This window comes from Corynebacterium sp. HMSC067D03, assembly GCF_001811185.1.
Lineage (GTDB): Bacteria > Actinomycetota > Actinomycetes > Mycobacteriales > Mycobacteriaceae > Corynebacterium > Corynebacterium coyleae.
In genome coordinates, this window is the sequence record NZ_KV803820.1 from 12,013 (window position 1) to 24,598 (window position 12,586).

Genomic DNA, 12,586 nt, shown 5'->3' on the forward strand with positions numbered 1-12,586 from the left:
TGCGAGGAGCGGATAACGGCTTGCGCCGCCTGGTACTAATTACTCGCAGTCGAGGCAGATCTTGGAGCCGTCGTCCTCGACATAGGCGAGGCGCTTGTTCTTTTGCACCAAGAAGCAGGACGCGCAGGTGAATTCGTCTTCCTGTCGCGGCTTGACCTCAACATTGAGTTCCTCACCCGAGAGGTCCTGCGTCGGGGGCTCGACAGGCTCAACGATTTCCCCATCATCGTCCATGCTGCTGCCTGCAACCTCTGCTGCCTTCAGGCCTTCGAGGGAGTCGGTTTCGATGTCGTCGTCCATGCGGCGGCGCGGCGCATCGTAATCGGTGGCCATGCTTGATGTTCCTCCAGCTCAACGTCGTGCTTGATCGCGCCTCTACACGCGACATTTGAGCGGAATACTAAAGCACGTCCATGCTTCTGTCATCTTTGCTGGTAGAAACTCATTTTTTCGACATCATCCGCACAAGGGTGCAAGTTTGTACACTGCGCACATGACCTCACCTCAACCACACAACGAGTCGCACGTGTCGCGCTCAGTTTCCCCTTCATCCCGGTTCGGCTTTGGAGTTGACGTTGGAGGCTCCTCCCTGAAGGCTGCGGTTGTCGACCTTCACAGTGGCGAATTTCACGGTGAAAGACTTGAGGTGGCTACGCCACAACCGGCGACCCCTGACGCTATTGCAGAGGCGGTCGCGCAGTTAACGCGTCAAGCAGCATGGTCAGGCCCGGTTGGGATTGCGCTTCCGAGCGTGATTGTCCGCAACATTGCTCGCACTGCGGCGAATATTGACCCGACTTGGGTGGGCACGGATGTGGTTGAGCTCTTCTCTACCGTGCTGGGGCACCACGATGTCACTGTGCTCAACGATGCCGACGCAGCCGGGCTTGCGGAGGTGTCTTTCGGATGCCCCGAAGCACAGCGCGGCTCTGCCTTGTTTCTGACGTTTGGCACGGGTATCGGCTCAGCGCTTCTAGCTAACGGTCAGCTCTTTGCCAATAGCGAGCTCGGGCATCTGCTTATCGACGACACGGAGGCCGAACACCTTGCGTCATCCGCCGTGCGCACGAGGGAAGGCCTTTCTTACGACGATTGGGCCAAGCGCGTGGAAACTGTTCTTTGCGAATACGAACGACTCCTCAACCCGGATGTCATCATCGTTGGCGGCGGTGTTTCGGAAAACAGTGACCAGTGGGTTCCACTGCTGAACGTCAACACTCCAGTAGTTGTGGCCAAGTTACTGAATCGAGCAGGCATCGTGGGCGCTGCCAAGGCCGGTGCCGGTCATGTCGCTGGCTCACCTCATAGGTAAATCCTGTAGGGTGTTGACATTCTGCATATTCGGGCTACGCGCCCATACGTGCAGTAGGCACATAAAAATGGAACGTTCACCTGCTTGCTAGGATGGGCGTTCTGAAAATTTTTATGTGCTTGCGTACCCTGGTTTTCCAGTGGTAGCAAACACTGCACCAACTGCACTTCACAACGATGAAGTGCACATCGCAGTGGTTGTGGGCCGAACCTCTTGCGAGGTCCCGGCCCCGAGATAGTCTGATGAGTCGAAAGGGCGTACGTGGTAGCCAGCGAAGCTTCAAGCAACAACACCGTTCATGGCGAGCCTGTGGATCCGTCAAACGGTGGCGAGAGCAACGGTTCCGGTACCGACTCGAAGCTTGCCAAGAAGACGGTGAAGAAAGCAGCCAAAAAAGCAGTGAAGAAAACCGCGAAAAAGACTGCTAAAAAGACTGCGAAGAAAACCGCGAAAAAGACAGCCAAGAAGACGGTAAAGAAGTCCGCGAAGAAAACTGTCCGTAAGTCTGCGGCGAAGCGCACCACAAAGGCTGCTCAAACCGCTGCAGCGAAGGCGGACGAAGCCGAGACCGAGGATCTCGAGGCAACAAGCGCGGACGACGAGTCCTTGGATCCGACCGATGCCGAGGATTACGACCCGGACATGGGCGACGATGAGGACGACGCGTTCGACGAAGATCTCGACGGTGCCATGGACGACGCCGACGAGACCGAAGACGAAGATGACGAGGAAGAAGAGGACGACGGTTCTTCTGTCTGGGACATTGAAGAATCCGCTGCCCTGCGCCAAGCACGCAAGGATGCTCAGCTGACCGCATCCGCGGACTCTGTTCGTGCCTACCTCAAGCAAATCGGCAAGGTTGCACTTCTCGATGCAGAGCAAGAGGTCTCTCTTGCGAAGCGCATCGAGGCAGGACTCTACGCACAGCACCGTCTCGACGAGATGGCACGTGCTGCTGCAGAAGGCGACAAGGATGCAAAGCTCACGCCTGCGGTAAAGCGTGATCTCCGCGCGGTTGCTCGTGATGGCCGCAAGGCAAAGAACCATCTGCTCGAGGCGAACTTGCGTCTCGTCGTGTCGCTGGCCAAGCGTTACACCGGCCGCGGGATGGCATTCCTGGATCTGATTCAGGAAGGAAACCTTGGCCTCATCCGTGCCGTTGAGAAGTTCGACTATTCCAAGGGCTACAAGTTCTCCACCTATGCCACGTGGTGGATCCGCCAGGCAATTACGCGTGCTATGGCAGACCAGGCCCGCACCATTCGTATTCCGGTGCACATGGTCGAGGTCATCAACAAGCTTGGCCGCATTCAGCGTGAGCTGCTGCAGGACCTCGGTCGCGAGCCAACGCCGCTCGAACTGGCAAAGGAAATGGATATCACCGAGGAGAAGGTCCTCGAGATCCAGCAGTACGCTCGTGAGCCGATTTCGCTCGACCAGACGATTGGTGACGAGGGCGATAGTCAGCTCGGCGACTTCATCGAAGACTCCGAGGCAGTCGTTGCCGTGGATGCCGTGTCCTTCACGCTTCTACAGGATCAGCTGCAAGACGTTCTGCACACGCTCACCGAACGTGAGGCTGGCGTCGTTCGCCTGCGCTTCGGCTTGAGCGATGGCATGCCGCGCACCTTAGATGAAATTGGTCAGGTCTACGGCGTCACGCGTGAACGTATCCGCCAGATCGAGTCGAAGACGATGTCGAAGTTGCGTCACCCGTCGCGCTCCCAGGTGTTGCGCGACTACCTGGACTAAATTTTCACGCGACAAAGCTCAGCGCCCCGGCCAGATCATGTATCTGCCGGGGCGCTGAGCTTGCGCTTTACTCGGTGCTACTCGTTTACGGCGAGTATCACCGCGGTCTTTAGTTCGAGGACCCTTCCATTTCATTTATCTTTTCATTGAAGCCATCTTCGATGCACTTCTGGTATGCAGCGTTGTCCGATTGGTACTGTTCACAATCGCCGATGATGTCCTTGGCAAAGTACACACCCCAGAAGATCATCACCGCAGTTGCGATCATTGCGAAAGCGCCTAGGACCAGGCCGGTCACCGCCATGCCTTTGCGGGAACCCGGCCCCACGATGTTCTTCGATTTACGGATACCAACGATGCCGAGGATCACCGCGATGACACCAAGAATGATGGCACCGAACAACGTGAACATGGCAGGGATCGAGAGAATGCCGAAAATCAGGGCTGCCATTGCAACGCCATTAGGTTTCTGCTCCCCTACCGGCGCTGTGCCGTAGGGCGCGCCGTAAGCGGAGGGGCTCTGGGCCGTGTCATAGCCCGCTGGTGCCTCATAGCCGGCGTAGTTGTTCGCTGTGTCGTAGCCTTCCGGCTGCGGCTGGTTATAGGGCGAGACTCCCTCAGGGTGGCCGTTCGGGTCGTTCGGGTAACCGTTGGGGTTGTAGCGGTCAGTCATTCGTTTCTCCTCGTTTTACGTAATGTGCCCGCCCACTGTACCGACTTCGGTGTCACCAGTCACGAAGGTATGCGATGCGTTCTCGGAGCTGTTCCGCGCTACACAGTGCAGTCGGTGGACCTCCGCAGGCCTTTCGTACCTCGGTGTGGATCGCACCGTGTGGGCGACCAGTTTTGCTGGCGACGATGGATACGCGCGCGTTGAGTTCGCTGCGTAGCTGAGGGAGTTCGTCAGCTGCAGTTGCACTTTGGGGAGTCTCCTCCACCGGCTGTGTTACCTTCTGCGGCTCCCCGAGGATCTCTGCTCGTTCACGAGCGCGTCGTTCCTCTGCCCGGCGCGCTTTTTCTTCAGCATCGCGTGCGTCGAGTTGGTCGGCCTGGCGTTTGGCCAGCAGGGTGCGTACTTGCTCGGCGTCGAGGAGGCCGGGCAGTCCGAGGAAGTCTTGTTCCTCTGCAGAGCCGGCGACTGTTGGGGTGCCGTAGGTGGATCCGTCGAAGATCAGCGAGTCGAGCTCCGCCGATGCTCCGATGGTTTCGTATCCGGAGGTTTCGTCGGGTTCGTTTTGGGTGCGGTTGGCCTGCTCGAGCAGTTCGTCGGACCAGCCGGATTCGCGGTGAGGTTTGCCTAGGACGTGGTCGCGTGAAACTTCCATTTCCTCAGCCAGGCGCAGCAGCACTGGGACGGAGGGCAGGAAGACGGAGGCCGATTCGCCGGGCATGCGGGAACGGACGAAGCGTCCGATGGCCTGGGCGAAGAACAATGGTGTGGATGCTGAGGTTGCGTAGACGCCGACGGATAGGCGTGGCACGTCGACGCCTTCGGACACCATGCGGACAGCGACCATCCATTCGTCGCGGGATGCCGAGAATTCATCAATGCGGTCGGAGGCGCCTGGTTCGTCGGAAAGAACGAGCGTGACTGGGGTGTTGGAAAGTTTTTCCAGGATCTTCGCGTATGCGCGGGCGGTGGTTTTGTTGGTGGCGATGACCAGCCCGCCGGCGTCTGGCATGTTTGCGCGGACTTTCATCAAACGGGTGTGCGCAGCATTAAGGACGGCTGCGACCCAGTCACCTTTCGGGTCCAGTGCGGTCTTCCATGCACGTGCGGTTTGTTCGGCGTTCAGTGGTTCGCCGAGGCGAGCTGAGTACTCCTCCCCCGCTGAGTCTTTCCATTGTGCTTCGCCGGAGTATGCAAGGAACACCACGGGTCGGACGACGCCATCGGCCAGTGCGTGGGAATAGCCGTAGGTGTAGTCCGATTCTGAGACGAGGTGGCCGGCGCCGTCTTCGACGTAGCGCACGAAAGGGATCTGGGAGTCGTCGGAGCGAAACGGTGTACCGGTCAGAGCGAGTCGGTGTTCGACGTCGTTGTATGCCTCGTAGACACCATCACCCCAGCTCTTGGAGTCACCTGCGTGGTGGATCTCGTCGAGAATCACCAGCGTGCGTCGTGCTGAAGCGACAGCATGGTGTTTGAAGGGGTGCATACCTACTTGCGCATACGTGACGACGATGCCGTCGTAGGCGGCGTTGACTGCCGAAGAGTTGGTGAAGTTTGGGTCCAACGACATTCCGAACCGCTTGGCGGCGTCCGACCACTGGTGCTTGAGGTGTTCGGTCGGTACGACAACGATAATGCGCTGAACGGTGCGGTCAGCAAGCAGGGTCGAGGCAAGCGTGAGCGCGAAGGTGGTCTTACCTGCGCCGGGCGTTGCCACAGCCATGAAGTCGCGTGGCTTGGTACTCAGAAACGAATCGAGGGCCTCCTGCTGCCATTTGCGCAGCGAAGGCCCAGAAGACGCGGCTGTCACTTGCGGCGCAGCCCCTTATAGATCCGCTCGCAGTCCGGGCACACCGGAGAGCCGGGCTTTGCTTGTTTTTTCACCGGGAAGGTTTCGCCACACAGGGCGACGACCATTTTGCCGGAAATCGCAGAGTCGACAATTTGGTCTTTTTTGACGTAGTGAAAAAACTTCGGGGTTCCGTCGTCGGTTGTCGACGAGGTATCTTCCCGCAAATCCGGGCGTTCAAGTGTCTTCGTCGTCGTGTTCACGCGCTCTATCATGCCCCAAATTGAGCGAGAGGTTAAGCCGGAGGGCTAACCTCGACACATATGAGCACCAATGAGAACGTTTCCCCCGATTCGGATCCGCGGGACCGAGCCCGTGACGGGTTGTTCTCTAGTTTGAGCCAGGACGATCAGACGGTTGACGCTCAAGCCGAGGATGTCGTCGACTCCTCTGTGCCTCACTCGCGTCGGCGTCGTCGCATGGCCCGCGCTTTGATCACAGACGCGGTGACGAGTCCTGAACAAAACCGGCAGTCTCGTGAGAAGCAGTACGCCATTTTGCAGGGGCTTCGCCTACCGTTCATCCTCGCCGCGATCTGGGCTGCGTGGATGAGCTGGTGGGTGCTGGCGGCAATATTGTTCGTCGTCTCGGTACCGCTGCCTTGGATTGCGGTGGTGTTGGGCAACGCACAGGGCGAGAAGCGGGATGCACGCTCAAAAAACGTGTACAAGCCTGCGGTAGTGCGTGAGGAGATTCGGTTGGAGAATTCTCGTCGTGTGGCGCTCGAGAGTTCGTCGTCAAGCACGGCAAACGTGCCCGATATCATCGATCACGACGACGGTGGGGATGATGCAACAGGAGACAACGATGAGTGATTCAGTAACGGTAAGCCCGGAGACAGCGAAAACTCTTGCCCAAGCATTGGCAAAGGCCGGTTTTACGTCCGCAGGGATTGCTGAGCACCTTGGGCCAGCCGCGACGCAGGCGATGTTTCGCGGTGAGCCTGGAGTAGTGCGCCACGCGTGCCAGGATGGGTCCCGTTTGTCGCGGTTGATCCGGTTTTTTATCTTGCGCGAGCCATGCACCGCAGCGGAACTCAGTGATGTGCTGTCGCAAGAGCTTGTGCAGCTGCTTATCGACGACTGCGTGGTCGCCCCTGCAACCGACAATGCCGAACTTCACATCGCACTCGATGTGCGCCCGCATGTGATCGCAGATGAGGAGCGCTTTGTCTTTTCCGATCTCGATGCGTCGATGACCGACATCGTCCCAGGACACGATCATGTTCTCGGCGTTGGCGCCGCTTCCTTATCACTGCTTTCGGCTGCGCCTCAGACACCGGTGTCGTCTGTTTTGGATTTGGGAACGGGTTCGGGGGTGCAGGCACTTGCACAGGCCCACGTTGCTAAGAGAGTTGTCGCGACAGATGTTCACGGTCGAGCGCTGGACCTAGCTCGAGCAACGTTTGCTGCCAACGGTGTAGACAATGTGGAACTGAGGCAAGGAAGTTGGTTTGAACCTGTTGCGGGCGAACGGTTCGACCGCATTGTGGCCAACCCCCCATTTGTTGTCGGACTACCCGAGGTGGGCCATGTCTACCGCGATTCAGGCTTGGATCTTGATGCGGCCTCCGAGCTCGTTGTCTCCGGCGCAGTGGAACATCTTGCCGAAGGCGGCCGTGCTTTCATCCTGGGTTCCTGGGTGCACAGCAAGGATGCGTCCTGGCAGTCTCGAGTGGCGTCGTGGTTGCCCAGCACAGGAGTGAACGCCTGGGTGCTGCAGCGCGATGTTGTGGATCCAGGGATGTACATCTCCACGTGGCTTCGCGACGAATCCATCGACCCCCGCTCTACTGAAGGCATCGAACGCACCGAACGGTGGCTGGAGCACTTTGCGCAAAATAACGTCACTGGAATCGGATTCGGGTGGATTGTCTTGGAAGATATCGGCGATGCCGCAACTGAGGTCACCGCTGAGGAACTATCCCAGCATTTCACTGACCGCTTAGCACCGGAGGTTGAAGAATACTTCCTGCGTAGCGATTGGCTGCGTGGAAAATCCTTCGCCGAAGTTCTTGATGCCCAATACATGCTGCGCCCAGGGGTCGCGCTTGAGGAGGTCAGTTTGGCCGACACAGAAACCGGTATCGGCTTCGCACCCGAGGTCATCCGTGTGACTCGCACGGACGGGCCACGGTTTACCCATACCGTGGATGCTGGGGTGCTCTCCGTTATTCGTGGGCTGCACCCGCAAGGCCTTGCGCTTCGCGACGTCACTGGGCTCTACGCTGCTGCCAACGGTATTAACGACGAGGCTGCACTACATGAACTTGAGCAATCCAGCTCGGCAGCCATAGTTGATCTTGTCCGTCATGGCGTTGTCCTACCCGCAGAAATCGCCGCTATCTGATCAGAAACAGAGGAATATCCTGTGAAAGCCGTCCTGACCCGCGTTTCCGAGGCTTCCGTCACCGTCGACGGCGACGTTGTCGGCGCTATCAATTGCGCTGAGACAGGCGGAATCCTCGCCCTTGTCGGCGTTGGCCGCGAAGACGACGAAGAAGCCTGGCAAAAGATGGCCCGCAAAATTGCAGAACTGCGCATTCTCGACGGGGAAAAGTCCGTTGAAGACGTCAATGCTCCGGTGCTTTTAGTCAGCCAGTTCACGCTTTTAGGCCGCACTGCCAAGGGTCGCCGCCCATCGTGGGGAGACGCTGCCCCTGGCGAAGTTGCGGAGCCAATCATCGCAAAGATCGCGTCGGCACTGCGTGAACGCGGAATTCATGTCGAAGAAGGGCGATTCGGCGCCAACATGCAAGTCCAGAGTGTCAACGAAGGGCCGTTCACCGTGTTGGTAGAAACGTAACGCTCAGTGAATATAAATGGTGCCCGCGGGAACACCTCTTCACCTCGGACCGTTGGTCTATCAGATTGCACCGATGCAACATGAAGTGTTTCACCCCAGTCCGAGGAGGCGTTGTCACATGACCCAGCCGGATCGTGCCACAGAAAAAGAAGAGAACGTCGACCGCGGTAGCCGACGTAATCAGACCAACGACAACCCATCCGCAGACCTTGTACGCGTTTATCTCAACGGCATCGGCAAAACCGCCCTACTCAACGCTGAAGAAGAGGTCGAGCTTGCCCAACAGATCGAAGTTGGCCTCTACGCTCAGCATCTTCTCGACGATCCGGAGGTGAAACTCACCCGGGCAAAAAAGCGCGACCTGACAATCCTCGCTAAGCAAGGCCGCAAGGCGCGCGCGCACCTCCTCGAGGCGAACCTGCGCCTGGTCGTATCGCTTGCGAAGCGCTACACCGGCCGCGGAATGCCACTGTTGGACCTCATCCAAGAAGGCAACCTCGGCCTTATTCGTGCGATGGAAAAGTTTGACTACGCCAAGGGCTTTAAGTTTTCCACCTACGCCACCTGGTGGATCCGCCAAGCAATCACGCGAGGTATGGCTGACCAGTCCCGCACAATCCGCCTCCCTGTGCACCTTGTCGAACAGGTCAACAAGCTCTCACGTATTCGTCGCGAAATGTATCAATCTCTCGGCCGTGAGCCGACGAACGAGGAACTGTCCGAAGAGTCCGGCATCGAAGAGTCCAAGATCGAAATGCTGCTGCGCCAATCCCGCGACCCCGTCAGCTTGGATATGCCGGTCGGTGCAGATGAAGAGGCGCCTTTGGGTGACTTCATCGAGGACGCGGAAGCCACCGACGCCGAAGACGCCGTCGTGACTACGCTGCGCCATGACGACATTCAAGACATCATTAACGGCCTTGAGCAGCGCGAACAGGATGTCATCCGCATGCGCTATGGACTGACTGACGGTGTGCCGCGCACCTTGGACCAGATTGGCCGACAGTACGGACTATCCCGGGAACGCGTACGTCAGATCGAACGCGAAGTCATGGCGAAGCTTCGTGTGGGCGAACGTGCAGACCGTCTTCGCGATTACGCAATGTAGCCATTAGGAAAAACAACAACTACGCCCAGTGATGGGACTTAGGTCACTATCGCTGGGCTACAGTATTTGTCGAACGTTCGTTATAGCAGCAACAGCTGCTGCCTCGTCGAGTGGAAGGAACCAACAACCGTGCGTGACCTCGTCGACACCACAGAAATGTACTTGCGAACGGTCTACGAGCTGGAAGAAGAGGGCATCACTCCCCTTCGCGCCCGCATCGCTGAACGACTTGAGCAGTCTGGCCCCACCGTGTCGCAAACTGTGGCACGCATGGAGCGCGACGGACTTATCGTTGTTGAGCAAGACCGTTCCCTCTCCCTCACTGAGGAAGGGCGCGCACTCGCAACCGCGGTGATGCGCAAACACCGTCTCGCGGAACGTCTTCTGACCGACGTGCTGCGCCTTGATATTGAGAAAGTGCACGACGAGGCATGTCGCTGGGAACACGTCATGAGCGAAGAGGTCGAACGTCGCCTTGTCGCAGTGTTGGATAACCCCACCCACTCCCCATTTGGTAACCCGATCCCCGCACTGGAAGAGCTGGGAGCACCACAGGGGGTGCCCGAGACACGCGGAACTCGAGCGACCGATCTTCGAATCCAGGAACCGACCAGAGCGCGTGTTGTGCAGATTTCGGAAATTCTTCAGGTCCCGTTGACAGACGGTGTCTCCCTTGCAGGCATCGGTCACTTCGTCGGCCAAGAAGTGACGTTGACTCCATTTGAAGACGGCGCGCTGGAAGTCAAGACCGCCAACGGAGAAACTGTTGTACTTCCATCTGAGCTAGCACACGCGCTGCGCGTCGAACCGCTCAACTAACGCTTCGAGGAGAAACCCCATGAAACTTGTAGTCACAGGCGGCGCAGGATACGTCGGAAGTGTGTGCGCGCAAGCACTGCTTGAAGCAGGCCACGACGTCACCGTTATCGACGATTTCAGCACTGGAAACCGCTACGCTGTCCCTGAGCAGGCTGTGCTCGTTGAGGGAAACATTGTCGATGTTATCGACGACGTACTGGCTGACGGTGACGTCGATGGCGTACTGCATTTCGCTGCACGCTCGCTTGTCGGCGAGTCGATGGAGGATCCCGCCAAGTACTGGCATGGCAATGTCGGAGTATCACTCGCGTTGCTCGACGCAATGCGCAAGCACGACGTGAAATCCCTGGTGTTTTCCTCGACCGCTGCCACCTACGGTGAACCAGACACCGTGCCGATTACCGAAGATGCGCCAACACGTCCAACGAATCCCTACGGCGCCTCCAAGCTAGCGATTGACCACGCAATCACGTCCTACGCCAATGCGTACGGCCTCGGCGCAACGAGTCTGCGCTACTTCAACGTCGCCGGCGCACACAACGGTGTTGGTGAAAACCACATCACTGAAACCCACCTCATCCCCATTGTGTTGCAGGTTGCCATGGGCTACCGCGACAAGATCATGATGTACGGCGATGACTGGCCAACAAACGACGGTACTTGCGTGCGCGACTACATTCACATCCGCGACCTCGCCGACGCCCACATGCTCGCTTTGGAAAACAACACGCCTGGCCAACACAAGATCTATAACCTTGGTTCCGGTGCTGGCTATTCGGTGCGAGAAGTTGTGGAGATGTGTCGCGAAGTCACCGGCCATCCCATCCCAGCTGAGGTAGCTCCTCGCCGTGCAGGCGATCCGGCTGTGCTCATCGCGTCGTCCGAAAAGATCAAAAGTGAGCTTGGTTGGAACCCCACCCGCACAGATCTACGCCGAATCGTCGAGGACGCATGGGCGTTCACCCGCGAACTGGGAAGCCGTTCGCACTCGGCGCGTTAACCTCCGAATTCGAGCCACGTGTCTCTGCATGCTCGACTGCTCACTTCAAGAATCTCTTCTGCCTTGCCCGCCAGCATCACTTGCAGCAGCAGATTCGACAGCGCATGACCTGGAACTTCCTCGTCTGCGCACCGCAACGCAGTGCCCGCCCATGCGTACAAGCGTTGGGAAAGGGCAACCATCGCCCAAAGACACAACGCGTTGGCCCGAATGGCTCCGGTGAAGTTCCTCGCGATACACAACATCACCGCGGATGCCCCGAACGGGTATGCAAGCGCGTCGACGATTAAGCAGTCGCGCAACCGGCTTCTGCTCAGCATCGCGGCGATAAGTTCGACTTCGTCATCCGACTGAAACACATCGCTCAGTTCAACGTATCCATCCCCGTCAATGATCGAATCCGCTGGCGTTGAGACGAAGAGCTCGCAGGCCCGCTCGACGTCCCGGCGCGCAAGAGCAGGTGCCACTGAGACCAGATCCATTAGGTCAAGGCCTCGTCGATACGCAGCGGGCGCGACCTCGTCGCAACGCACAGCATCGCTGAGCAATAGCGGGTCGAAGTGCTCGAACGTATCCGCGCGATCGAGTTCCGGCAGCAAGCCGTTATCGATGTACGGCCGCATCGCCGGCGACGCGATCACCGAAGCGACCGTACCCGAAGTGAATGTGTCCTCCCACCCCCAGATCTGTGCGTTCTCCGTCTCGTTGGAGAACGCGAGGCGGTACGGGGTGCCATCAGCGACTTCCGAAACTAACCAGCACGCGTCGACCAGTGGCACAATCCCCTGATAACTGTCTCGCAACTCCTTAATGGCCTGTTTGACCATCTCCGAATCAGGGACTCGGCTAATGATCACGCCAAACGTCGCCACACGTTGCGTTATTGGCAGTTGCTCAAGCATGTTGCGAAGCTGCTCTGTGCTGCCCAAATCAGAGCATAAGTACGGCCCAACATCCAAGATGTCAGGTTCCCCCGGACGCGCTTGCAAGGTGATCAGCGAAACAGTTTCAGTTGGAAAGTAACCGAGAGTTCCAGGAAGTGATGCAATCAAGTGCGCGGGCGATTGCAATGTGTAGGTGTCGTGGTGCGCCGCGCCAGCACCATCCGATGAATGAGTTCCTTGTGGTTGAGTGTCTGTCATAAATATCAGACGCACTGAAGCAGTGTTCGGTTCCATCCAAAAACATAACGGGGAATGTTTTGCTCGCTTCCTTCGTTGTGGTGGGGGAATCAGCGATACCATTTCAGGAGATCTACAACCGTGACT

Annotated in this window: 13 protein-coding genes; 8 read left to right on the plus strand and 5 right to left on the minus strand. The window is 58.1% G+C overall.

Annotated elements, in window-relative coordinates; translation table 11 throughout:
• Nucleotides 1-39 precede the first annotated feature (39 nt).
• On the minus strand, nucleotides 40-333 hold the full coding sequence (locus HMPREF2785_RS05805) for a DUF4193 domain-containing protein (protein WP_070422359.1): 294 nt from the start codon (nucleotides 331-333) through the stop codon (nucleotides 40-42).
• 160 nt (nucleotides 334-493) lie between these two features.
• Here HMPREF2785_RS05805 and ppgK point away from each other — a divergent pair, with 160 nt between their 5' ends.
• Together ppgK and HMPREF2785_RS05815 are read left to right on the plus strand one after the other, a co-directional pair.
• On the plus strand, nucleotides 494-1,312 hold the full coding sequence (gene ppgK / locus HMPREF2785_RS05810; protein WP_070614508.1) for a polyphosphate--glucose phosphotransferase: 819 nt from the start codon (nucleotides 494-496) through the stop codon (nucleotides 1,310-1,312).
• 309 nt (nucleotides 1,313-1,621) lie between these two features.
• Nucleotides 1,622-3,064, plus strand: a complete 1,443-nt coding sequence (locus HMPREF2785_RS05815) for an RNA polymerase sigma factor (protein WP_070614656.1) — start codon at nucleotides 1,622-1,624, stop codon at nucleotides 3,062-3,064.
• Between the two features lie 109 nt (nucleotides 3,065-3,173).
• On the opposite strand, the gene HMPREF2785_RS05820 is transcribed toward HMPREF2785_RS05815, so the two are convergent.
• Genes HMPREF2785_RS05820 through HMPREF2785_RS05830 form a run of 3 tightly spaced genes read right to left on the minus strand, consistent with a single transcriptional unit; the run spans nucleotide 3,174 to nucleotide 5,801 of the window.
• The gene (locus tag HMPREF2785_RS05820; protein WP_070451290.1) at nucleotides 3,174-3,737 is read right to left on the minus strand and encodes a DUF4190 domain-containing protein; all 564 of its coding nucleotides are present in this window, start codon (nucleotides 3,735-3,737) and stop codon (nucleotides 3,174-3,176) included.
• Nucleotides 3,738-3,789: 52 nt separating this feature from the next.
• Nucleotides 3,790-5,547, minus strand: a complete 1,758-nt coding sequence (locus HMPREF2785_RS05825; protein ID WP_070451288.1) for a DEAD/DEAH box helicase — start codon at nucleotides 5,545-5,547, stop codon at nucleotides 3,790-3,792.
• The gene (locus HMPREF2785_RS05830) at nucleotides 5,544-5,801 is read right to left on the minus strand and encodes a DUF3039 domain-containing protein (protein ID WP_070422354.1); all 258 of its coding nucleotides are present in this window, start codon (nucleotides 5,799-5,801) and stop codon (nucleotides 5,544-5,546) included. Before HMPREF2785_RS05830 ends, HMPREF2785_RS05825 begins: the two co-directional genes overlap by 4 nt.
• A 48-nt stretch (nucleotides 5,802-5,849) precedes the next feature.
• On the opposite strand from HMPREF2785_RS05830, the gene HMPREF2785_RS05835 reads away from it, so the two are divergent.
• The 6 genes from HMPREF2785_RS05835 (at nucleotide 5,850) to galE (ending at nucleotide 11,318) form a co-directional block, all read left to right on the plus strand.
• Nucleotides 5,850-6,401: a DUF3099 domain-containing protein gene (locus HMPREF2785_RS05835; protein WP_083308100.1), complete on the plus strand. Its 552-nt coding sequence runs from the start codon at nucleotides 5,850-5,852 to the stop codon at nucleotides 6,399-6,401.
• Nucleotides 6,394-7,935, plus strand: coding sequence for a DUF7782 domain-containing protein (locus HMPREF2785_RS05840; RefSeq protein ID WP_070614509.1), 1,542 nt, complete (start codon nucleotides 6,394-6,396; stop codon nucleotides 7,933-7,935). The genes HMPREF2785_RS05835 and HMPREF2785_RS05840 overlap by 8 nt, the downstream gene beginning before the upstream one ends.
• A 21-nt stretch (nucleotides 7,936-7,956) precedes the next feature.
• The gene (gene dtd, locus HMPREF2785_RS05845; protein ID WP_070422352.1) at nucleotides 7,957-8,391 is read left to right on the plus strand and encodes a D-aminoacyl-tRNA deacylase; all 435 of its coding nucleotides are present in this window, start codon (nucleotides 7,957-7,959) and stop codon (nucleotides 8,389-8,391) included.
• Nucleotides 8,392-8,509: 118 nt separating this feature from the next.
• Nucleotides 8,510-9,499, plus strand: coding sequence for a sigma-70 family RNA polymerase sigma factor (locus HMPREF2785_RS05850; protein ID WP_070422351.1), 990 nt, complete (start codon nucleotides 8,510-8,512; stop codon nucleotides 9,497-9,499).
• A gap of 129 nt (nucleotides 9,500-9,628) precedes the next feature.
• Nucleotides 9,629-10,318, plus strand: coding sequence for a metal-dependent transcriptional regulator (locus tag HMPREF2785_RS05855; RefSeq protein ID WP_070422350.1), 690 nt, complete (start codon nucleotides 9,629-9,631; stop codon nucleotides 10,316-10,318).
• A gap of 19 nt (nucleotides 10,319-10,337) precedes the next feature.
• Nucleotides 10,338-11,318: a UDP-glucose 4-epimerase GalE gene (gene galE, locus HMPREF2785_RS05860; RefSeq protein ID WP_070422349.1), complete on the plus strand. Its 981-nt coding sequence runs from the start codon at nucleotides 10,338-10,340 to the stop codon at nucleotides 11,316-11,318.
• On the opposite strand, the gene HMPREF2785_RS05865 is transcribed toward galE, so the two are convergent.
• Complete coding sequence (locus HMPREF2785_RS05865; RefSeq protein ID WP_083308919.1) at nucleotides 11,315-12,562, minus strand: DUF4192 domain-containing protein; 1,248 nt, start codon at nucleotides 12,560-12,562, stop codon at nucleotides 11,315-11,317. The genes galE and HMPREF2785_RS05865 overlap by 4 nt on opposite strands.
• Between the last annotated feature and the right edge of the window lie 24 nt (nucleotides 12,563-12,586).

Excerpts from the sequence above, each read along its gene's own strand:
- HMPREF2785_RS05850 (WP_070422351.1), top strand. The coding sequence starts at position 8,510 with ATGACCCAGCCGGATCGTGCCACAGAAAAAGAAGAGAACGTCGACCGC.
- ppgK (WP_070614508.1), top strand. The coding sequence starts at position 494 with ATGACCTCACCTCAACCACACAACGAGTCGCACGTGTCGCGCTCAGTT.
- galE (WP_070422349.1), top strand. The coding sequence starts at position 10,338 with ATGAAACTTGTAGTCACAGGCGGCGCAGGATACGTCGGAAGTGTGTGC.
- HMPREF2785_RS05865 (WP_083308919.1), bottom strand. The coding sequence starts at position 12,562 with ATGGTATCGCTGATTCCCCCACCACAACGAAGGAAGCGAGCAAAACAT.
- HMPREF2785_RS05835 (WP_083308100.1), top strand. The coding sequence starts at position 5,850 with ATGAGCACCAATGAGAACGTTTCCCCCGATTCGGATCCGCGGGACCGA.
- HMPREF2785_RS05805 (WP_070422359.1), bottom strand. The coding sequence starts at position 333 with ATGGCCACCGATTACGATGCGCCGCGCCGCCGCATGGACGACGACATC.
- HMPREF2785_RS05840 (WP_070614509.1), top strand. The coding sequence starts at position 6,394 with ATGAGTGATTCAGTAACGGTAAGCCCGGAGACAGCGAAAACTCTTGCC.
- HMPREF2785_RS05830 (WP_070422354.1), bottom strand. The coding sequence starts at position 5,801 with ATGATAGAGCGCGTGAACACGACGACGAAGACACTTGAACGCCCGGAT.
- HMPREF2785_RS05820 (WP_070451290.1), bottom strand. The coding sequence starts at position 3,737 with ATGACTGACCGCTACAACCCCAACGGTTACCCGAACGACCCGAACGGC.